General features: G+C 58.6%; 17 protein-coding genes. 15 read left to right on the forward strand and 2 right to left on the reverse strand.

The genetic code is table 11. The features are described 5' to 3' along the window. Positions 1-224: 224 nt before the first annotated feature. From SFLMC1_RS09155 to hflX, 15 genes are all read left to right on the forward strand, one after another. On the forward strand, positions 225-1895 hold the full coding sequence (locus SFLMC1_RS09155) for a ribonuclease J (protein ID WP_152073828.1): 1671 nt from the start codon (positions 225-227) through the stop codon (positions 1893-1895). Position 1896: 1 nt separating this feature from the next. Beyond that, positions 1897-4677: an FtsK/SpoIIIE family DNA translocase gene (locus SFLMC1_RS09160; protein WP_226814233.1), complete on the forward strand. Its 2781-nt coding sequence runs from the start codon at positions 1897-1899 to the stop codon at positions 4675-4677. After that, positions 4677-6170 carry a helix-turn-helix domain-containing protein gene (locus tag SFLMC1_RS09165; protein ID WP_152073827.1) on the forward strand — a complete coding sequence of 498 codons (1494 nt, stop codon included), beginning with the start codon at positions 4677-4679 and terminating at the stop codon, positions 6168-6170. The genes SFLMC1_RS09160 and SFLMC1_RS09165 overlap by 1 nt, the downstream gene beginning before the upstream one ends. 44 nt (positions 6171-6214) lie before the next feature. Continuing rightward, positions 6215-6712: a YajQ family cyclic di-GMP-binding protein gene (locus tag SFLMC1_RS09170; RefSeq protein WP_152073826.1), complete on the forward strand. Its 498-nt coding sequence runs from the start codon at positions 6215-6217 to the stop codon at positions 6710-6712. A 27-nt stretch (positions 6713-6739) separates the two neighbouring features. Next, on the forward strand, positions 6740-8089 hold the full coding sequence (rimO, locus tag SFLMC1_RS09175; protein WP_152073825.1) for a 30S ribosomal protein S12 methylthiotransferase RimO: 1350 nt from the start codon (positions 6740-6742) through the stop codon (positions 8087-8089). A gap of 99 nt (positions 8090-8188) precedes the next feature. Further along, positions 8189-8737: a CDP-diacylglycerol--glycerol-3-phosphate 3-phosphatidyltransferase gene (gene pgsA, locus SFLMC1_RS09180; RefSeq protein ID WP_373422686.1), complete on the forward strand. Its 549-nt coding sequence runs from the start codon at positions 8189-8191 to the stop codon at positions 8735-8737. A gap of 12 nt (positions 8738-8749) precedes the next feature. Further along, a complete protein-coding gene (locus tag SFLMC1_RS09185; protein WP_152073823.1) occupies positions 8750-9280 on the forward strand; it encodes a CinA family protein in 531 nt (176 codons plus the stop codon). Positions 9281-9538: 258 nt separating this feature from the next. Then, positions 9539-10687, forward strand: a complete 1149-nt coding sequence (gene recA, locus SFLMC1_RS09190) for a recombinase RecA (protein WP_226814232.1) — start codon at positions 9539-9541, stop codon at positions 10685-10687. Positions 10688-10698: 11 nt separating this feature from the next. Continuing rightward, positions 10699-11391, forward strand: coding sequence for a regulatory protein RecX (locus SFLMC1_RS09195; protein ID WP_152073822.1), 693 nt, complete (start codon positions 10699-10701; stop codon positions 11389-11391). Between the two features lie 268 nt (positions 11392-11659). Then, positions 11660-13210, forward strand: coding sequence for a ribonuclease Y (gene rny / locus SFLMC1_RS09200; protein WP_152073821.1), 1551 nt, complete (start codon positions 11660-11662; stop codon positions 13208-13210). Between the two features lies 1 nt (position 13211). Next, the gene (locus SFLMC1_RS09205; RefSeq protein ID WP_152073820.1) at positions 13212-14297 is read left to right on the forward strand and encodes an ATP-binding protein; all 1086 of its coding nucleotides are present in this window, start codon (positions 13212-13214) and stop codon (positions 14295-14297) included. Between the two features lie 74 nt (positions 14298-14371). Next, positions 14372-14689: a stage V sporulation protein S gene (locus SFLMC1_RS09210; protein WP_006235982.1), complete on the forward strand. Its 318-nt coding sequence runs from the start codon at positions 14372-14374 to the stop codon at positions 14687-14689. A gap of 63 nt (positions 14690-14752) precedes the next feature. Beyond that, complete coding sequence (gene miaB, locus SFLMC1_RS09215; RefSeq protein WP_152073819.1) at positions 14753-16123, forward strand: tRNA (N6-isopentenyl adenosine(37)-C2)-methylthiotransferase MiaB; 1371 nt, start codon at positions 14753-14755, stop codon at positions 16121-16123. Continuing rightward, positions 16123-17061, forward strand: coding sequence for a tRNA (adenosine(37)-N6)-dimethylallyltransferase MiaA (gene miaA / locus SFLMC1_RS09220; protein ID WP_152073818.1), 939 nt, complete (start codon positions 16123-16125; stop codon positions 17059-17061). Before miaB ends, miaA begins: the two co-directional genes overlap by 1 nt. Further along, positions 17061-18350, forward strand: coding sequence for a GTPase HflX (hflX, locus tag SFLMC1_RS09225; protein ID WP_152073817.1), 1290 nt, complete (start codon positions 17061-17063; stop codon positions 18348-18350). Before miaA ends, hflX begins: the two co-directional genes overlap by 1 nt. Here the strand turns inward: hflX and SFLMC1_RS09230 are convergent. Continuing rightward, on the reverse strand, positions 18335-19039 hold the full coding sequence (locus tag SFLMC1_RS09230) for a heparan-alpha-glucosaminide N-acetyltransferase (protein WP_152073816.1): 705 nt from the start codon (positions 19037-19039) through the stop codon (positions 18335-18337). The genes hflX and SFLMC1_RS09230 overlap by 16 nt on opposite strands. Next, positions 19039-19683: a transcriptional repressor LexA gene (gene lexA, locus SFLMC1_RS09235; RefSeq protein ID WP_117818083.1), complete on the reverse strand. Its 645-nt coding sequence runs from the start codon at positions 19681-19683 to the stop codon at positions 19039-19041. Before lexA ends, SFLMC1_RS09230 begins: the two co-directional genes overlap by 1 nt. Positions 19684-19749: the final 66 nt, after the last annotated feature.

The raw sequence follows: 19749 nt of genomic DNA on the forward strand, positions 1-19749 counted from the left end.
AAACTTAGCCCGTGCCGGGGCCGCTGAGACCAGACCGGTGGGATAGACGGGTTCAGATGGGGCTTTGATGCATGGGTGGTCTGTTGTTGTGCAAATTGGTATCATACTGTGGTTAATGTGTCGACTCCGTGATGCATGTTTGTACGTTCCCGACGGTCGGTTTGCCAGAAGCGCCCCGCCGGTTGTTCCAGACCCGTTTCGAAGAAAGGAAACAACACTCACCTATGGCAGCTAAAAAATCATCTCCCTTGAAGATCATCCCGCTCGGCGGCCTTGATGGCATCGGCAAGAACATGACGGTCTTCGAGTGCGGCGACGACATGGTGCTCGTCGACGCTGGCCTCATGTTCCCCGACGACTCGCAGCCCGGTATCGATCTGGTGCTCCCGGATTACACCTACGTTCTGGAGAACGAGGAAAAGCTCCGCGGCATCATCGTCACTCACGGCCACGAGGACCACACCGGTTCGCTACCGTATCTGCTGCAGGACCTCAACAACAAGGTGCCCATCTTCTCGAGCAAGCTGACGCTCGGCTTCATCGAGGGCAAGCTCTCCGAGTTCCGCATCCGCGCGCCCAAGTTCCGCGAGGTCAAGGGCGGCAGCCATGTCAATCTCGGTGGCATCTCGCTCGATTTCTTCTCGATGACGCACTCCATCCCGGGCGCTCTGGGCGTGTTCATCCGCACCAACCAGGGCACCGTTATGCACACTGGCGACTTTAAGCTCGACCAGACGCCCATCGACGGCGTCACGCCCGACTATGCCGCTATCAGCCGCTTTGCCAAGCAGGGCATCGACCTGTTGCTATCCGACTCCACCAACGCCACGGTCCCCGGCTTTACCAAGTCCGAGGCCGAGGTCGGCCCCAACCTGCTGCATGCCATCAAGAATGCTCCGGGCCGCGTGTTTGTCGCCTCGTTCTCGAGCCACATCCATCGTCTGCAGCAGATCTGCGATGCCGCCCGCAAGTGCGGCCGCAAGGTCGTCGTGACCGGTCGTTCCATGCTCACTAACACCCGCGTGGCACGCGAGCTCGGTTATCTCAACATCGATGATGCCGATATCATCGATGCCTTCGATATTGACAACCTGCCCGACGACAAGATCGTCGTCATGTGCACCGGTTCGCAGGGCGAGCCGCTGTCGGCTCTTTCGCGCATGGCCAACGGCGAGCACAAGACGCTCTCCATCCACGAGGGCGATACCGTCATCCTCTCGGCAACGCCGGTCCCCGGTAACGAGAAAGCCGTTCAGCAGGTCGTCAACAGCCTCGCCAAGCTCGGCTGCGACGTGTGGGATAAGAACCGCGCCCTCGTTCACGTCTCGGGTCACGGTAGCCAGGAGGAGCTCAAGCTCCTGATGGCCATGGCCAAGCCTACGTACTTTATGCCGGTCCACGGCGAGGCCGTGCATCTGCGCGCCCATGCTCAACTTGCACGCAAGATGGGCCTCAAGGAAGATCATATCTTTATCCTCGACAACGGAGATACGCTCGAGATGCGCGGCGGTATCGTCAGGCGCGGTACGCCTGTTGAGTCCGGCGTCGTCTACGTCGACGGACTACGCATCGGCGATACCGACCCGATCGTTCTGCGCGATCGTCAGAAGCTTGCCAACGACGGCATGGTCACGGCTGTCGCTATCGTTTCGATCAAGCACAAGAAGATCGAGGCCATCGAGTTCTCGGGCCGCGGCGTCTCCTTTGCCATCGATGACCAGTTCTCCGAGGACGCCTCGGCGTCCATCATGAAGACGATCGAGAAGGGCAAGTTCAGCTTTACGAGCAGCGGTTCCGACGCCATTCGCAAGGCCCTGCGCGACTCGCTCTCTAACTTTATCTGGAGCCGTACGCGCACTCGTCCAATGATCATTCCGGTCGTCATGGAGGTTTAGTTTGGCGCGCGGAACTGCACAAAACGCCAAAGGCAATAAGGCCAATAACCAACCGGCATCTGCTAAGGGTGCCGGTTCCCATCTTCGTGCCAATAAGGGCCACGAGACCGAGTTCGACGATTTTGAGCCCCTGGTCGAGCCTTCGGCCAACCGCGATATCGCCGGCGTTGTCATTGCCGTTTTGGCGATTGCGTCCTTCATTGCCGTGATTTCGCCGGCGACCGCACCCGTTACGGCTGCGGTTGCCGGTTTCTACCACCTGGGCTTTGGTCTGGGCGCCTACGTGCTTCCGATCGTCATTTTGCTGTTTGCCGCCACGCTGTTTTTAGGCGAGGACTCGCCGCTTAACGTACGCTCTGTTGCGGGCGGCGCCGTGGTCTTTATCGCCGTCGTCTCCATTCTTTCGCTGATGGTGCCGGGTACCAGCGACTCGTGCGACCTTATGTTCACGCCGCAAAACCTGTCCGCCTCGGGTGGCTACATCGGTGCGTTTATTGCGAGTGCGCTGCAGAATGCCCTTGGTAAGCCTATCGCGATGGTGGTCCTTTTGGGTCTGGCTGTCGTGGGCTTTGTCATTATCGGCTTTTCGGTGGGCGGCGTTTTGCGCTCTGCCCGCGACCGTGCTGCCGATTTTGCCGAGCGCCGTCGTGCCGACGTCAACGCGAGTCCGTGGGGTGACGACGAAGCTCTGTCGGTGCCCGGCGTTGCCCGTCCGCACCTGAGCATTCTTCGTCAGAAGGGCTCCGATGCTGCCGTGACCACGGTCATGGGCAACGATGCGGGCCCAGTTTTGGACGATGACGACGAGGACGAGGATCCGTTTGTCGACGTGTCCGATGCCGTGGAGGCCGAGCGCGCTAAGACCACGCTGCTGCCTCGCCGTCATGCCAAGAAGGGCAAGACGGCTCCCAAACTCAATACGAGTGAGCCCGACCCGTCTTGGTCCGAGAGCGAGATTGAGCTTACCGAGGGCGATGGCGAGGACGACGAGTCCCCGCTCGAGACTGCTAAAACCACCTTGCTGCCCCGACGTCATGCAAAGCGCGGTCAGGTGACCGGCCAGCTTTCGATGGAGGACGATCCGGACAAGGTCGACGAGTCCGAACCGCCGTTTGCCGTGAATCCCGTCTCGGCCGCCCCTCAAATTCCTGATTTCCTCAAGCATCCCAAGGCTGCCGATATGGCTGTCGAGGGCGCTGTCGAGGCATCTATTTCTAGCGATGGGGGAGCGGGTAGTGCTTCCGCTGATGCCGAGGGCGAAGAAGAGGATGGCCTCAAGCTTCCGCCGCTTGAAATCCTGCATGCAAACCCTCAGTCCGCTTCTGCCGCGTCTTCGGACAAGGAGCTGGAACAGACCGCCGAGTCGTTGCAGTCCACGCTGCTTGAGTTTGGCCGTAGCGCTCGCGTCGTTGGCTGGATTGCCGGTCCCACGGTGACGACCTTTAAGCTGCAGCCCGGCGAGGGCGAGCGCGTGAGCAAGATTTCGAGCCTTGAGGACGACATCGCGCTGTCGCTTGCCGCTCAGTCCGTGCGTATCTTTGCGCCGATTCCCGGCACCTCGCTTGTGGGTATCGAGATTCCCAACCGCAAGCGTCAGAACGTCAACTTGGGCGATGTGCTGCCCTATGTTAAGGGCGGTCCCCTTGAGCTCGCCATCGGCCGCGATGCAGAGGGCACGCCGGTCGTCGCCGACCTCGCTAAGATGCCCCACCTGCTGATCGCCGGTACCACGGGTTCCGGTAAGTCGGTCATGATCAACTCCATCATCACGACCCTGCTCATGCGCGCCCTTCCCGAGGACGTTCGCTTGATCATGGTCGACCCCAAGCGCGTTGAGCTTGCGGGCTATAACGGTCTGCCGCATCTTTACGTGCCCGTAGTGACCGAGCCTAAGCAGGCCGCGAGCGCTCTGCAGTGGGCGGTGTCCGAGATGGAGCGTCGCCTGAAGGTTTTCGAGCGGCTCAACGTGCGCAAGATCTCGACGTATAACGAAAAACAGGCCGCCGGCGAGTTTGAGCACTACGACAACCCGCCGCAAAAGATGCCTTATTTGGTCATCATCATCGACGAGCTCTCGGACCTGATGATGGTCGCCGGCAAGGACGTCGAGGCGTCGATTGTGCGTATCGCCCAGCTGGGCCGTGCCGCCGGTATCCACCTTATCGTGGCGACTCAGCGCCCCAGCTCCAACGTGGTGACGGGCCTCATCAAGGCCAACATCACCAACCGCATCGCCTTCAACGTCGCCACGGGCATCGACTCCCGCGTCATCATCGACCAGATGGGTGCCGAAAAGCTCACCGGTTTGGGCGACATGCTGTTCTCCAAGGTCGACTGGGGCAAGCCTCGCCGTATCCAGGGCTGCTTTGTCTCGGATGACGAAATCAACGAGATTGTCGAGTTCGTCAAGTCGCAGAGCGAGCCCGACTACCACGAGGAGATCCTGTCTGCCGTGGCGCCCGCTTCCATGTCCATGGCGGGTGGCGGCGGCATTGTCCGCACCGGAGTCGCCGAGCCGCAAGACGATGATCCGCTCATTTGGGAAGCCGCCCATATTGTGGTGGAATCGCAGCTTGGCTCCACATCTGGCCTGCAACGTCGTCTGAAGGTTGGCTATGCGCGTGCCGGGCGTATTATGGACATGCTGGAAGAAAAGGGTGTCGTCGGCCCGCCCGATGGTTCCAAGCCGCGCGAGGTCCTGTTGGACGAGGAAGGGCTTGCCGCGCTGGAATCTGTCGACGCCGAGATGGCACGTGAAGATCGTGAGTTTGGAGGATTCTGATGGCTGCACGCTTTGGTGACATGTTGCTCGAGCAGCGTCGCCGAATGGGCCTTTCCATTCAGCAGGTCGCCAACACCATCAAAATCAGGCCTCAGATCATCGAGTTTTTCGAGACCGGTAACTTTGCCTCGATGCCGCCGCGCGGCTATGCGCAGGGTATGATTTCGAGCTATGCTCGCTTTTTGGGCCTCAATCCGCGCGAGGTCGTCAATGCCTACTTTGACGACCTGATGGCATACGAACGCGAGACGTCGCAGCAGGGCGGTCGTTTTCAGGACGCCGCCGGCTACGTCAATTCGCGTTCCTCGGTCGACAACGGGCGCTTCCTGATGGTTCAGGGCGGTCGTTCGACCCGCTATGGACAGCGTCCTCAGCAGGCCGGTTATATTACCGAGACGGGTTCGGGCGAGGAGATTCGCTCACAGCGTGACCGGTTCCGCAGTACGCCGATGCCCGAGGACCGTGCACTTCCCGCTGCCCGTGGCGTGGCGCGTGACCCTCGTGCCGGCTATGGCGACGGCGGCTATTCCGATCGCGGTTACCGTGGTGTTCCCACCGGACGCTCTCGCGGTGGCTATGCGGATGCCGATACCACGCAGGTGACGCCGCGTCTTCGATCTCAGTCGCAGACCTTTAGCCAGTGCTCCTCAGCACCTCGTTCGGGCCAGCGCAACTACCAGGGTCGCGGCGAGCTCTCCCCCCGCTCGGGCCAGCGCAATGTGCAGCACCAGGGTAGCTATCGCGGACGTTCCGACAATAACCGCGGTCGCATGCCCCAGGGCACTGATCGCGGTGTTTCCAATCGTGGACGCGGCGGTGGGCGTGCTCCCCAGAACAACGGTCTCGATCCTCGTATCGTTTACGCCGGCATCGGTGCCGTGGCGCTGCTGCTGATCGTACTCATCGTGGTGCTCCTGCGTGGCTGCGGCTCCTCGGCGCCCGAGTCGACGCCCGAAACGCCCGTTGCCACCAAGACAACGACTAAGAAGTCTCCCAAGAAGACCGAATCCGTCGATGAGGATGAAGATACCGACAAGACGGCGCCCGAGTCGGCCGATTCGGACACCGCCAAGACGACAGCCAAGAAGGAAGAGAGCAAGGTCACAAAGGTCAAGATTTCCGTTGCCAAGGGCAAGACTGCTTGGATTGAGGTCAAGGTTGATGGCAAGTCGGTCTATGGCGCCCAGGCGACCGGCCCCTTTGAGCAGGAATACACGCCAGAGTCCTCGATCGAGATCACCACGTCCAAGCCTTCCGATGTCACCGTTACCAAGAACGGTGAAAAGGTCCGTTACGATACCAAGACCTCGGGCGTGGCGCGTGTGACGATCACCGTTCCCAAGAAGGAGACGACTGATTCCGAGAATGGTGAAAGTTCTGATGGTGCCGACACCCCCGATGGTACCGATTCCACCGACGGCCCCGATACCCAGTCCACGGATGGCGCCGATACCGCACCTGGCGGTCAGGCGCCCGCCGATTCAACCGACTAGTCGTACGATAGCTACTAAGCCGCTCGTACGCGAAAGGAAACATCATGGCTAAAGATTCCAGCTTCGACGTCGTGTCCGAGGTCAACATGCAAGAGGTCGATAATGCCTTCCAGCAGACCACGCGCGAGATTTCCCAGCGCTATGACCTGAAGGATTCCGGCGCCACTATCGAGCTTTCGAAGGGCGACAAGCTCTTTACGATCAATGCCCCGGCCGACTTTGTCTCCAAGCAGATCATCGATGTCCTAACCTCCAAGCTCATCAAGCGCGGCATCGATCTTAAGGCCGTGTCTTGGGATGCGCCTCAGGCGGCATCGGGCGGCACCGTGCGCGTGCTCGGCCATATCGTCGAGGGCATCGACCAGGCGACCGCCAAGAAGATCAATAAGGACATCAAGGACCAAAAGCTCAAGGTCAAGGTGACGATTGAGGCCGACAAGCTGCGTGTTTCCTCTGCTTCGAAGGACGCGTTGCAGACCGTGATCCAGTTCCTGCGCGACCAGGACTACGGTCAGCCGCTGCAGTTCACCAACTACCGCTAGTATTATTCGAAAGGACCGCTCTCCAACATGGATACACCGTTGGGCTCCGTGCTCTACATCACCCTCGGGTGCGCTAAGAACGAGGTCGACACCGACCGCATGCGCTCTCTCTTGACCGCCGCAGGCTACGAGGAGGCATTCGATCCGCAGGATGCCGATATCGCCATCGTCAATACGTGCTCGTTCCTTGCCTCTGCAACGTCCGAGAGCATCGAGACCACGCTCGAGCTTGCCAACGAGGTGCAGGACGGCGTTCGTTCCTGCCCGATTGTCATGTGCGGCTGTGTGCCGTCACGCTACGGGGATGACCTGCCCGATGAGCTGCCCGAGGTCGCGGCCTTTGTGAAGACCGACGAGGAAGACGGCCTCGTCGCGGTTATTGATGACGTGCTGGGCGTCGAGCGCGAGATTGCCGCCTATATTCCGCAGGTCAAGCGCACCGTCGAGGGCGCTGTCGCCTACGTCAAGATCTCCGATGGCTGCAACCGCTTCTGCAGCTTCTGCATGATCCCGTATATCCGCGGTCGTTATCACTCGCGCAATGCCGAGAGCATTATCTCCGAGGTACGCGACCTGGTCGCCGGTGGTGTGCGCGAGATCGTTCTGATCGGTCAGGACACGGGCATCTGGGGTTCCGACTTTGCCGACGAGGACCTTGCCGAGGGCGCGCCGCGCAATCTGGCACAGCTGCTGCAGGCCGTTGCTAAGGTGGTGCATCCTCATAACGTCTGGGTCCGTGTGCTCTACCTACAGCCCGAGGGCATGACCGACGAGCTTATCGAGACCATTCGCGACACGCCCGAGGTGCTGCCCTATATCGATATTCCCGTGCAGCACTGCGACGCGCGCATCCTCAAGGCCATGCGCCGCTCCGGTTCGCGCCAGGAGCTCGAGGACCTGTTCCGCGACCTGCGCGAGCGCATCCCCGGTATCGTGATCCGCTCCACGGCCATGGTGGGGTTCCCGACCGAGACCGACGACGAGTTCCGCGATCTCATTGACTTTATGGACACCGTGGGCTTTGACTACACGAGTGTTTTTGCCTACTCGCAGGAGGAGGGTAGCCTGGCCGCCAAGATGGAAGGTCAGGTCGACGAAGAGGTTAAGCTCGACCGCGCCCAGGAGGCTATGGATCTGGCCGAGTCGCTCGGCTTTGCCGCGACTGCCGCGCACGTGGGCGAGCGCGCCCAGGTGATCGTCGACGGTATCGAGGAGACCGAGGACGGTACCGAGCTGATCGGACATGCCTGGTTCCAGGCGCCCGATTCCGATGGCGCGGTGCATCTGGATGCCAGCGAGGCATCTGTGGGCGACATTCTGACGGTCGAGTTTACCGATAGCTTCTGCTACGAGCTTATCGGTCATGTTGTGGAGTAGGAGAGCGTCGTGGCTAACGAGAGCAATAAGGAACTGACGAGTGTTTGGACGCCCGCCAACATCGTGACGTGCGTGCGCATCGTCTTTATTCCGGTGTTCATGATTGCATCGGCGCTGTCTCACACGAGTGTTGCCGGTACGGATTGGAGCGCCTTCGACGGCCCGCTCGCCGCCGCCGCCTTTATTCTGTACGTCATCCTGTCGTGCACGGATAAGGTCGACGGCTATCTGGCACGCTCGCGCAACGAGATCACCGATTTCGGTAAGTTCTTGGATCCCATCGCCGATAAGTTGCTCGTGTTCTCGGCCCTGCTGCTTTTCTTGGATTTTGGTGCCGTAACCGTGTGGTCGGTGTTCATCATCCTGTTCCGCGAGCTGCTGGTGAGCGCCCTGCGCATGGTCGCGAGTGCGGCCGGTGTGGTCGTTGCGGCCGATAAGCTCGGGAAGTACAAGACGGCGACTACGATGGTTTCCATCTGCGGCTATTTGTGCGTCTTTGCGATGGCCGGTTTGCACCTTGGCCCGGTGGCGGTGACACTCGGCATCTACTCGGTGTCGCGCTTCCTGTACGCCGTGGCCGTTATCCTGACCGTTATCTCGGGCGCCCAGTACTTCTGGAATTGCCGCAAGATCGTCTTTTCGGTCTAGGTCCTGGTAGGTATGAGGGAATCATTTGAGCAGATTGCCGCGCACAATGAAGAGCTCGCACGCGATATTGTCGAGCGTGCAAGCGCTCATGGTGTGACGGTTTCGACGGCTGAATCTCTGACAGCGGGCATGATCGCCTCGACGATCGCCGATATCCCGGGTGCCTCGGCGGTGCTGCGCGGCGGTGCGGTGACGTACTGCGACGAGATTAAGCATCGCGTGCTCGGCGTTGAGCAAGAGACGCTCGACCGCTATACCGCGGTGTCGTATCAGGCGGCGCGCGAGATGGCTACCGGTTCGCTGGAGCTGTACCAGAGCGATATTGCCGTGAGCGCGACGGGCTATGCCGGTCCCGGTGGAGGCACCGAGGACGATTCGGCTGGAACCTTTTATATTGGCTGGGCATATCGCTCGGGCGATGGGGGAGTGCCGGTCGTGGACTCCATTCGTTGTCACTATGAGGGCGATCGTTCGTGTGTTCGTGCCCATGCGGTCGCGGAGGCACTGGGTCGCATTGTCTGCGTGCTCCATTCTATGGAATAGACGTGTTTTTAAGGGGCCTCCGGGCCCCTAAATTGTGAAGAAGGGGACCTCTGACGAATTTACTCTTTGTGCAGGTAGTTGATGTATTTTCCTTCGTCATGCCTTGCTTGGTTCGCCTGCGGTCAAGTTTTTGGTCAGTGTTTGGTCGGCGTTTGGTTGGGATTTGGAAAGGTCGGCTTCATATGATTTATCTGAACGGTTGACCACGAACAGCCGTTCGTTTATTATCGATGCAGATTGTTAAGAGGAGGGCTATTCATGGCCAAGAATTCAGGTCCCGTACGTACCGTTCATGCTCGCACGACGGGTAAAGAGCGTGATGAGATGATTGCCACCACCAAAGCCGAGATCGAGAAGAAATTCGGCCAGGGTTCCATCATGAGGTACGGCGACGGTGGTCCCGAGCTCGAGGTCGAGGCCATTCCCACGGGCGCCCTGGCCCTCGATGCCGCTCTGGGCATCGGCGGCGTGCCGCGCGGCCGTATCGTCGAGATTTACGGCCCCGAGTCCTCCGGCAAGACAACGCTTTCGCTCGAGATTTTGGCAGAGGCTCAGGCTATGGGCGGCGTCGTGGCATTTATTGATGCCGAGCACGCGCTCGATCCCACGTATGCCGCGCGTATCGGCGTGGACATCGATGAGGTCCTCATTTCCCAGCCCGATACGGGCGAGCAGGCGCTCGAGATCGTCGACATGCTCGTGCGCTCTGGCGCTATCGACGCCATCGTCGTCGACTCCGTCGCCGCTTTGACTCCGCGTGCCGAGATCGAGGGCGAGATCGGCGATACTACGGTCGGCCTTCAGGCCCGTCTGATGAGCCAGGCGCTCCGCAAGCTCGCCGGCTCGCTCGCCAAATCTAAAACGACCTGCATCTTCATTAACCAGCTGCGCGAGAAGATCGGCGTCATGTTCGGCAACCCCGAGACTACGACGGGCGGCCGTGCCCTCAAGTTCTTCTCGTCGGTGCGCATCGATATTCGTCGCATCGACAGCATCAAGCTCAAGGACGAGGTCATCGGCAATCGTGTGCGCGCCAAGGTCGTTAAGAATAAGGTGGCCGCACCGTTTCGCTCGGCCGAGTTCGACATCATGTACGGCACGGGCATCTCTAAGGAGGGCTCGATTCTGGACATGGCCGTCGAGTGCGGTATCTGCAAAAAGATGGGCTCTTGGTTTGCTTACGGTGAGGACAAGCTCGGTAATGGTCGCGAGGCCGCTAAGGCATTCCTGCGCGAACACCCCGATTGTGCTGACGAGATCGAGCATAAGGTTCGTCTCGCTTGCGGCCTTGAATTCGATGACGATGCTCCGTCCGAGGTCGAGCTGACCGATCAGCCTAAAACTGAGGAGTTCGATGAGCTTTACGCCATCGATGGCTCCGCGATGCTCGATGATGACGACGAGTAGCGGATGCCCTCATGTCGTATATGGTGACCGAGGCCACGGTCGTCTTTCCCGATAAGAAGGCGGCCTCCTCGTTCTCGAGTGGGTATGCATCAAAAAAGCCTTGTGCACATATCGACTGTGAGCTCGAGGGCGGTTTTGAACGATCCATCTGGATTCCTGTTCGTGTCGCGCGCCTGTTCCTTAAAAATCGCCCCGATCTTCCTTGCGATTGGGATGTGTTTCGCGAGGCGGTACAGCTCATTGAGCGTAAATGCGCGCTTACCATGGTGACTGAGATGCTGTCGCGCCGAGACCATGCCACGGGTGAGGTCCGCGACAAGCTGGCTCGCTATGGTTTTCGTGCGGCTGCGATTGAATTCGCCGTTGAGCGTGCCACTGAGTATCGCTTTTTAGATGAGAGGCGCTTTTGTTCGTATTTTATCGAGGAGCGCAAGCGACGCGGCTGGGGACAGCGCAAGATTGAAACCGAGCTCAAGCGCCGCCATGTCGTACTCGATGATATCCCCGGCTATCCTGAGGAGTATTTTGCCGTGGAGGATGACATGGCTCGCGCATCGGCTTTACTCGCGAAGCGTCGTGTTCCCGAGACACGTGGATTCGAAAAGCTCGTCCGATTTTTGATGGGCAAGGGTTTTTCGTACCGCATCGCCGCCGATGCCGTTAAGGCGCGTCTCGATGCCGAACGTGAAGAATGTGCAGTTTAGACACATTCTAGACACATGCGTTTTGCGTACCTGCCGTTCACCGCGTTTTAGCCGCCGTGCTGGGTGCATTTATTTGACAGTTGTTGCGGTTCAACGTACGATAAACACTGTCATTTGCTTTGTGATATGCGCTCATCTTTGATGAGTTTGTTTATATGTTTATCTGTATCCGACCCGCATAAGCTGCGCCCATATTACTCAAATGTCGCGAGCCGTTCGTAAGGACGGTTCGCTTTGTTGTGTAACGAATCCATAAAAAGGAGTGAGCATGCCTATCATCGCAGCGCTCGTTGGCATCGTTTTGGGTGCCATCGCCGCCATTGCCTACATGCGCACCGCCAAGCAGGGTAGTCTTCACGAGGCCGACGAAAAGATCCAGTCGGCACATGCACAGGCTGAGTCCCTAATCGGCGATGCAAAGCGCCAGGCCGAGACCCTCAAAAAAGAGGCTCTGCTCGAGGCTAAAGAGGAGATCATCAAGAACAAGCAGGCTGCCGAGGCCGAGGATAAGCAGCGTAAGAACGAGATTCGTTCGCTCGAGAACCGTGTGATGCAGCGCGAGGAGTCCCTCGATCGCCGCAACGATGCCCTCGACAAGCGTGAGCACCAGCTGTCCAGCCAGGCTGGCCAAGTCGAGAAGCGCTCCCGCGAGCTTGAGGAGCTCTGCGCTCAGCAGACCTCGGAGCTCGAGCGTATCGCCGACCTGACTCGTGAGGACGCTCACAAGGAGCTCCTCGACAAGGTTCGTGGCGAGGTTACCCACGAGGCCGCCACGATCATCCGTGAGTCCGAGCAGCAGGTTCGCGCCGAGTGCCACAAGACCGCTCAGGAAATCTTGTCGCTGGCTATTCAACGCTGTGCCGCCGACCACACCGCCGAGGTTACCGTTACCTCCGTGCACATTCCTTCCGATGACCTCAAGGGTCGCATCATCGGTCGCGAGGGTCGCAACATCCGTACCTTCGAGCAGGTTTCCGGCGTCAACCTGGTCATCGATGATACGCCCGAGACCGTTGTGCTTTCGAGCTTCGATCCGGTCCGTCGTGAGACCGCCCGCGTCGCCCTCGAGAACCTTATTGCTGACGGCCGCATTCACCCTGCCCGCATCGAGGAGATGTATCACAAGGCCGCCGACTTGGTTCAGCAGCGCGTGCGCGAGGCTGGCGAACAGGCTGCCTTCGATACCGGTATCCACGATCTGCACCCCGAGATCGTTAAGACCCTGGGTGCTCTGCGCTACCGCACCTCGTTTGGCCAGAACGTGCTTCAGCATTCCCTCGAGGTTTCCGACCTGTGCGGCGTGATGGCTTCCGAGCTTGGCCTGGACGTTATGACCGCTAAGCGTGCCGGCCTGCTGCACGATCTTGGCAAGGCTATCGACCATGACGTCGAGGGTCCGCATGCCGTTATCGGCGCCGAGCTCGCCCGTCGCTATGGCGAGAAACCCGTTATCGTTCACGCTATCGAGGCTCACCACGCCGACGTCGACCCCAACACGGTGCTCGATGTTCTGGTCCAGGCTGCCGATGCCGTTTCTGCCTCTCGCCCCGGTGCCCGTCGCGAATCGGCCGAGAATTATATCAAGCGTCTTGAGAAGCTCGAGGAGATCGCCAACTCTCATGACGGCGTCGTGCGTACCTATGCCATGCAGGCTGGTCGCGAGGTCCACGTCATGGTTCAGCCGGACAAGATTTCCGATGCCCAGTCCACGGTCTTGGCTCATGACATCGCCCATCAGATCGAGGAAGAGATGGAGTATCCCGGTCAGGTGCGCGTCGTCGTGATTCGCGAGAGCCGCGCTGTCGATATCGCTAAATAACATGAACGACGCGAACGAGCTCATCTCATTTATCGCGTCGATGTCGGGGGAGGGCAACCTTCGCGTCGAGGAGAACCTTGGCGAGGGCTATGTCCGCCTCCGCGTTTCGGAGGCCGAGCGGCGCCAGGCAAAGCACGACATCCAGCATGTCGAGGATATTGTCATCGAAATGCTGCGCAACGCCCGTGATGCCGGCGCCGACAAGGTCTATCTCGCCACGACCAAGGAAGATGGCGTCCGTACGCTCGTCTTTCTGGACAATGGTTCGGGCGTGCCGCAGGATATGCAGGAGCGCATCTTCGATGCCCGCGTTACCTCCAAGCTCGAGAGCATGAAGATGGATCGTTGGGGCGTTCACGGTCGAGGCATGGCATTGTTCTCGATTAAGCAGAACACCGACGAGGCACGCGTTGTCGCATCTGATGTTGACCTTGGCTCGGTCTTTAAGGTGAGCGTCGCTACCGACCGCCTTGGCGAGCGTGCCGATCAGTCCAGCTGGCCTCAGGCCGTGAAGGACGAGGACGGTCACTATGTCTGCGCCCGCGGCCCTCACAACATCATTCGTGCCGCCTGCGAGTTTGCCCTCGAGGAACTACGCGCCTGTGATGTCTATCTGGGGTCCCCTTCCGAGATCGCCGCGACGCTGCATGCGCAGGCCTCCAGCCGTCTCGATGCTTCTCGTCTTTTGTTTATCGATGACGAAGCCGAGCTTCCCGTGGTCGATCGTCTGGGTCTTGCTTCGGATGCGGAAGACTTTATCCGTATCTGTTCGGGTTTGGGCCTTGAGATGTCCGAGCGTACGGCGCATCGGATCTTGGCGGGCCAGATTAAGCCCGTTCGCGGTGTGACCGCACGCCTGCTACGCGAGCGTGATTCGTCCTCACATGCGGCTGCTCCGGTTGATCTCGCCAAAGATCGTCGCGGGCTGCGTATCGCTAAGGACGATATGGCGCAGTTCTCGCGAGCCGTGGAACGCGACTTTAACGATCTTGCATCGCGGTACTATCTCAACCTTTGCGGCGATCCCAAGATTCGTGTTTCGCGTGATCGTATTATCGTGACGTTCGATCTTGCCAAAGAGGAATAGCATCTTTACCGAGTCCGTTCGCTACGTTACAGTTATTGCAGTTAAAACGTACTTTTAAACGCAGGAGTTTCTTCATGGATTGCCTGAAGGTATCAAGCAAATCTTCGCCCGCGTCCGTTGCCGGCGCCATTGCCGGCATGGTCAAAGATGGCGTTCCCGTCAATATTCAGTGTGTCGGCGCGGGTGCCGTCAACCAGGCCATTAAGGCTGTGGCCATTGCACGCGGATTTTTGATTCCGACCGGGTTTGATATTTCCTGTGCGCCGGTGTTTTCCGACATCCTCATCAACGGGGAGTCACGCACGGCCATCCGTCTTTCTATTTACGTTCATCAGATTAATCGAGCTGCTATGGATAACGTTGTGATGGACGACGTTAAGCCTGTGGCATAGAGTGTTTACCCTTTGCCCGCCCTCTTTGATTCCGCTTATTCCACCTCGTTAGGACTTATACACATGGACCAGGGTTCCGTACGCGATATTCTTGCCGGTAAAACCTACTTTATCCGCACCTTTGGCTGCCAGATGAATCAGCACGACTCCGAGCGCGTGAGTGGCCTGCTCGACTCGTATGGCTGCCTCATGGCGCTCGATCCGGAGCATGCTGACATTGTCGTGTTCATGACGTGCTGCGTTCGTGAGGCCGCTGACACCCGTCTGTACGGTCAGTGCAACTCTTGTAAGAGCCTCCCGCCTTCGCCTTCTGGCAAGCGCGTGGTCGCCGTGGGCGGCTGCATCGCGCAGCGCGACGGTGAGGGTCTGCTCACCAATGTCGATAACGTCAATGTCATCTTTGGCACGCATTCCATCGCGCATGTGGCCGAGCTCATTGCCGAGGCATTCTTGGACGGCAAGCGTCATATTCGCACCAATGAGCACGAGGACACGGATGCTATGAGCATGCCGTGGCATCGTGAGACCCAGTATCACGCTTGGGTCCCCATTATGACGGGCTGCAATAACTTCTGTACCTATTGCATCGTGCCGTATGTGCGCGGTCGCGAAAAGAGCCGCCCTTTCGAGGAGATTGTCGACGAGGTGACCGGCTTGGTACGCCAAGGCGTGCGTGAGATTACGCTGCTGGGCCAAAACGTCAACTCCTATGGTCGCGATCTGTTTGGCAAGCCGCGCTTTGCCGACCTGCTGCGTGCCGTGGGCGATACGGGTGTAGAGCGTATCTTCTTTACTTCCTCGCACCCCAAAGACCTGCTGCCCGAGACCATCGACGCTATGGCCGAGACGCCTGCCGTCATGCCGCAGCTGCACCTGGCAGTTCAGTCGGGCTCGACGCGCATCCTTAAAGAGATGAATCGTCGCTATACGCGCGAGGATTATCTGGGGCTCGTCGATCGCATCCGCAATCGCATGCCCGATATCGCGCTTTCGACCGATATTATCGTGGGCTTCCCCGGCGAGACCGAGGAAGACTTTGAGCAGACGCTTTCGCTTGCCGAGACGGTCCGTTATGCTCAGGCCTATACGTTTATCTATTCCAAGCGCGCCGGTACTCCGGCCGCCGAGATTGACGATCCCACGCCGCATGAGGTGATTCTTGAGCGCTTCAACCGTCTGGTGAAGGTTATCGAGACCACAGCGCACGAGTATAACCAGGGTGAGCTCCACACCGTTGTGCCGGCGCTTATTGAGGGTACGAGCAAAAAGAACGACGCGGTGCTGCTGGGCAAGAGTCCTAAGAATCAGACCGTTCATGCACCGATTCCCGAGGGTTACAGCATCGATCAGTTGATTGGCAAGATTGTCGATGTTGACGTCGACGTTGCCAAGACGTGGTATCTGTCCGGATCCGTTGTGGGTGAGCCTCGCTAATGATTGCTCCCAGGGCAGGCCTTTCCGCCGTCGCGATTGTCGGTCCGACCGCGGTTGGCAAAAGTGATGCCGCAGATCGTTTGGCGGCTCGCCTTTCGTCCGAAGTGCTGTCGTGTGACGCGATGCAAATCTATCGAGGCATGGATATCGGTACTGCCAAAATGGCACCCGAGGAATGCACGGCGCCGCAACGCCTGGTCGATATTGTTGAACCAGGCGTTGCATATTCTGCGGCGCTGTATCAGGCAGACGCTCGTGTGCATGTTGAGCGCTTGCTGGGCGAGGGCCGCCTACCGGTGTTTTGCGGGGGCACGGGTTTGTATCTCAAGGCCGCCCTGGATGAGATGGATTTTCCCTCGGGCGAACTTGAGGACGATCGCCGCACGGGGTATCAGGAGCTTGCCGAGCGCATGGGCGATGAAGCGCTGCACGCGCTGCTTGCCGAGCGTGACCCCGAGTCCGCTGCGGTCATCCACCCCCATAATGTTCGCCGCGTGATTCGCGCGCTCGAAATGCACGATGATGGTGTTTCCTACGCGCAGCAAAAGTCGCAGTTTAGTGTTCCGCGCGAGCATTATCACGCTCTGTGGTTTGGATTGACGCGTAATCGCGAGTCGCTTTACGAGCGTATTAACCTACGCGTCGATCTGATGTTTGAACAGGGTCTTGTTGATGAGGTTCGCGGTCTTATGGACCAGGGGCTGGGAGGTGCCCTGACTTCGATGCAGGCGATTGGCTATAAAGAGATTATCGATGCCTTTGACGGCGTCATTTCTATGGATGAGGCTTGCGAACTCATCAAGATGCGTTCGCGGCGCTATGCCAAGCGTCAGCTTTCGTGGTTTAAACGCGATGACCGCATCGTTTGGTTCGATATGGACAAGTTTTCGATCGATGAGGTCGTTGAGGATATCCTTCACCGTATCGAGGCGGCCTAATGGCTCGGTTTCCCCTCGTTCCTACGGCCCCTGAGCCCGAACGTGCCGTTCTTGTCGGAGTTGAGTGGCGCGATAACGCCTGGCCGCTCGACCGTTCGCTTGACGAGCTTGAGCGCCTGGCCCATACGGCTGGCGCCCAGTGCGTGGCGCGTTTGTCGCAGCGTCTTGTTAAGCCGTATCCAACATCGTTTATTGGCTCCGGTAAGGTCGAGGAGCTTTGCGGGCTCGTTCATCGTATGGATGCCGATGTCGTTATCTTCGACGACGATTTAACGCCCTCGCAGCAGTCTTATCTGGAGAAAGCCGTGGGCGAACCGGTTAAGATTATCGACCGTACGGCCTTGATTCTCGATATCTTTGGCCTGCACGCTCAGACCCGTGAGGGCCGCCTGCAGGTGCAGCTGGCGCAGCTGCAGTATCTGTTGCCTCGCTTGCGCGGTATGTGGAGCCATCTTGCTAAAGAGCAGACACGCGGTGGCATTGGTTCGCGCTTTGGCCAGGGCGAAAGCCAGCTCGAGGTTGACCGACGTTTGATTCGCAACAAGATTGCCGCGCTTCGTCGCGAGCTTTATCAGGTTGAACAGTGTCGCGATGTCCAGTCAAAGAGCCGTATCGAGTCGCCGGCGTTTCGCGTTGCCTTAGCCGGTTATACCAATGCCGGTAAGTCGACGCTGCTCAATCGCCTGACCGGTTCGACGGTGCTTTCACAGGACAAATTATTTGCCACGCTCGATCCGACGACGCGCTCGTATCGCTTGCCCGGCGGTCGTGGTATGACCATTACCGATACCGTTGGCTTTATTCAAAAGCTACCGCATGGTCTCGTTGATGCCTTTAAGTCTACGCTATCTGAGGTCCTTGGTGCCGACCTGATCCTTAAAGTTGTGGATGCCTCTGACGAGGACTACGAGCGCCAGCTCGAGGCAGTCGATCGTGTTCTTGACGAGATCGGTGCCGGCGAGCGTTTGACGCTTACGGTGTTCAATAAAATCGACCTACTCGATAGCGTCGATCGATTGAGTTTCCATCGTCGGTATCCCGAGGCCGTGCTGTTCTCGGCCCAGACGAGCGAGGGACTCGACGATCTCGTCGACCGTATTGCTCGTGAGGCCGCTGCCACCGACGTGTTGCTCTCCGCTGATATTCCGTATCGCGAGGGCGCCCTTATCACCTTGGTGCATGAGCAGGGAACCCTTCTGCATGAGGAATATCTTGAGGACGGCGTTCGCATTGTGGCGAAGTTGCCGGCCCGAATCGCCCCGCGTTTTGAGCGCTATCGTACGGAATAAGCGAGTTCTAGCACGCCTAGAATGACAGGCTGATGGAACAGGTAGAACGGTAAGGCGTGCCGACCGAGGACTGTGAGCGCCGGGATGGGATTGGCGTATGCCCATGCTGGCGCTTCGAGGCTTGATTCTTGTGCTGCCTGGGCAGCGCAAAAGCCGGTAAGGTACATAAAGACAAACGGAATGAGCGGATAGTAGTCTCCCGAAACAAAACCCGGGCTCGGGAATCCAAGCCATGCCAGGTAGGGGAGTGGGTAGATCGCTTTTGGAATGCCCCAGGTTAGGGCAAAAAGAACAAGGCACGCTGCAATGCCCCACGAGCCCGGTATTTTTTGGAGTACCGGACGGGTGAGTGCAACTACCGCCGTGCATGCTGCCATGCAATAAACGATGCCAAAGTTTACCGACTCGTCGACTGATACCAGTGTAGTTGCAATCCATACAATCAAGGCTGCGGCGGCGTATTTGAGGGTGCGCTTAACGTTATTGCGCGAGAGCGTGCACATCCAACCGGCGATAAATAAAAATACCCAGCTGATGCTAGCGCGCCAGATATCCTGGAAAACCGTTTCGGTAAACCATGGCATATCCCATCCATATAGGTAGGCCAAATCGTAGCAGGTGTGAAAACCTGCCATCGATAGCATCGTAAACCCTCGGACGGTATCAAATATGGTGATGCGATTTTGCATTACGAGAACCGGCGCATTAAACCGACAACCTTACCCAAAATAACGGGGTTCGTCGCATAGATGGGCTCCATAGTGTCGTTCTCGGGCTGCAAGCGCACACGCCCCTGCTCCTTGTAGAACGTCTTGACGGTCGCCGAGCCATCGATCATAGCCACGACGATTTCGCCGTTCATGGCGCTCTTTTGCTCGCGAACGATAATGTAGTCACCGTTGTAGATGCCGACATTGATCATGGAGCTGCCGTGCACCTCAAGGATAAAGGAGCCCTGGTCTGTGGCGATTTCGGTCGGGATGGTAAAGGTGTCCTCGATATTTTGCTCGGCCAGAATGGGAATCCCAGCCGCGACGCGACCGACGAGCGGCAGCGAGACCGTTCCGCGGGGTGCCGTGGGTTCATCGGATTTGGAAATCGAGACGGAGGATCCGTCCTCATCAAAGAGCTCTAGGGCGCGAGGCTTGGTGGAATCGCGCTTGAGCAGGCCTCGAGCCTCCAGGGCAGAGAGATGAGCATGCACCGTGCTGGGGGAGGAGAGGCCTACGGCCGATGCCATCTCGCGCACACTGGGCGGATAGCCCTTCTCTTGCTGATATTCCTTGATGAAGTCGTAAATCTGCTGCTGACGCTTGGTAATTTTGCGAGCCATCAGGGGATCCTCTCTACCAATGTCAAACAAATGTTCGATTATTGCTTGACAGGAACAACTGTTCGC

It is taken from the genome of Collinsella aerofaciens (genome assembly GCF_901212495.1).
Taxonomy (GTDB): Bacteria; Actinomycetota; Coriobacteriia; order Coriobacteriales; family Coriobacteriaceae; genus Collinsella; species Collinsella aerofaciens_H.

Bases quoted from the DNA above. Each gene is read 5' to 3' on its own strand.
- SFLMC1_RS09155 (WP_152073828.1), top strand. From the start codon at position 225: ATGGCAGCTAAAAAATCATCTCCCTTGAAGATCATCCCGCTCGGCGGC.
- SFLMC1_RS09165 (WP_152073827.1), top strand. From the start codon at position 4,677: ATGGCTGCACGCTTTGGTGACATGTTGCTCGAGCAGCGTCGCCGAATG.
- SFLMC1_RS09170 (WP_152073826.1), top strand. From the start codon at position 6,215: ATGGCTAAAGATTCCAGCTTCGACGTCGTGTCCGAGGTCAACATGCAA.
- rimO (WP_152073825.1), top strand. From the start codon at position 6,740: ATGGATACACCGTTGGGCTCCGTGCTCTACATCACCCTCGGGTGCGCT.
- pgsA (WP_373422686.1), top strand. From the start codon at position 8,189: ATGATTGCATCGGCGCTGTCTCACACGAGTGTTGCCGGTACGGATTGG.
- SFLMC1_RS09185 (WP_152073823.1), top strand. From the start codon at position 8,750: ATGAGGGAATCATTTGAGCAGATTGCCGCGCACAATGAAGAGCTCGCA.
- recA (WP_226814232.1), top strand. From the start codon at position 9,539: ATGGCCAAGAATTCAGGTCCCGTACGTACCGTTCATGCTCGCACGACG.
- SFLMC1_RS09195 (WP_152073822.1), top strand. From the start codon at position 10,699: ATGTCGTATATGGTGACCGAGGCCACGGTCGTCTTTCCCGATAAGAAG.
- rny (WP_152073821.1), top strand. From the start codon at position 11,660: ATGCCTATCATCGCAGCGCTCGTTGGCATCGTTTTGGGTGCCATCGCC.
- SFLMC1_RS09205 (WP_152073820.1), top strand. From the start codon at position 13,212: ATGAACGACGCGAACGAGCTCATCTCATTTATCGCGTCGATGTCGGGG.
- SFLMC1_RS09210 (WP_006235982.1), top strand. From the start codon at position 14,372: ATGGATTGCCTGAAGGTATCAAGCAAATCTTCGCCCGCGTCCGTTGCC.
- miaB (WP_152073819.1), top strand. From the start codon at position 14,753: ATGGACCAGGGTTCCGTACGCGATATTCTTGCCGGTAAAACCTACTTT.
- miaA (WP_152073818.1), top strand. From the start codon at position 16,123: ATGATTGCTCCCAGGGCAGGCCTTTCCGCCGTCGCGATTGTCGGTCCG.
- hflX (WP_152073817.1), top strand. From the start codon at position 17,061: ATGGCTCGGTTTCCCCTCGTTCCTACGGCCCCTGAGCCCGAACGTGCC.
- SFLMC1_RS09230 (WP_152073816.1), bottom strand. From the start codon at position 19,039: ATGCAAAATCGCATCACCATATTTGATACCGTCCGAGGGTTTACGATG.
- lexA (WP_117818083.1), bottom strand. From the start codon at position 19,683: ATGGCTCGCAAAATTACCAAGCGTCAGCAGCAGATTTACGACTTCATC.